The sequence below is a fragment of the Aliiruegeria sabulilitoris genome, from assembly GCF_001558155.1.
GTDB lineage: Bacteria > Pseudomonadota > Alphaproteobacteria > Rhodobacterales > Rhodobacteraceae > Tropicimonas > Tropicimonas sabulilitoris.
In genome coordinates this window covers 1-869 of sequence record NZ_LOAS01000112.1, presented here as the reverse complement: position 1 = coordinate 869, position 869 = coordinate 1, and the positions used below count along the sequence as shown (strand labels likewise).

Here is an 869-nt window from a genome sequence, read left to right as displayed (position 1 = left end):
TGGCCGAGATCCGCAGCCGGCTGAACCGGCGCAGCTCCGAGCCGGAGCTGGTTCTGTCAGACAAAACTGGCTTGAGACGGGCAGGGCGGTTTCGTAGCTTCGTCGGATGACCAAACCTGATCCATTTCGCTATTTCAAAACGAGCCGTGAGATAATCCGCCTGGCAGTGATGCTGTACGTGCGGTTTCCGCTGTCGCTGCGCAATGTGGAAGATCTTCTTCATGAGCGCGGCATCGATGTGAGCCATGAAGCTGTGAGATACTGGTGGCATCGTTTCGGTCCGCTGTTCGCTGCCGAGATCCGAAAGCGCCGAATTGCGAGCATGAAATCCAGTCTCTGGCGCTGGCATCTGGATGAGGTGTTCGTGAAGATCAACGGGGAACAGCACTATCTCTGGCGGGCTGTCGATCATGAGGGCGAAGTCCTGGAAAGCTTCGTCACGAAGGCACGTGATAAGAAGGCTGCGTTGAAATTCTTAAAGAAAGCAATGCGTAAGCACGGCAGTCCTGACGTGGTCGTGACGGATGGGCTGGCATCGTATGGCGCGGCTCTGAAGGAGATTGGCGCTGCAGGCAGACAGGAAACCGGTCGCTGGATGAACAACAGGGCCGAGAACTCGCATCTGCCGTTCCGACGACGAGAGCGGGCGATGCTGCGTTTCAGGCGTATGCGAAGTTTGCAGAAATTCGCCTCCGTCCACGCTTCAGTCTACAATCACTTTAATCAGGAACGCAGCCTTTCAACGAGACCAAATTTCAAGCTCAACCGCGCCGCCGCTCTGGCTGAGTGGCGTGGTCTTTGCGCGGCATAGGGGGCAGAGTCACTGCCCATTGTCAGACTGGTTCGAATTCGTCTGATGGTGTGGACGG

1 protein-coding gene is annotated in these 869 nt (G+C 56.6%); it reads left to right on the top strand.

Features of this window, described 5'->3' with window-relative positions; genetic code table 11:
* The first annotated feature begins 106 nt into the window (after positions 1-106).
* Positions 107-811 (top strand): IS6 family transposase, encoded by a 705-nt coding sequence (locus tag AX756_RS24785; protein ID WP_068318570.1) that lies wholly within the window; start codon positions 107-109, stop codon positions 809-811.
* Positions 812-869 lie beyond the last annotated feature (58 nt).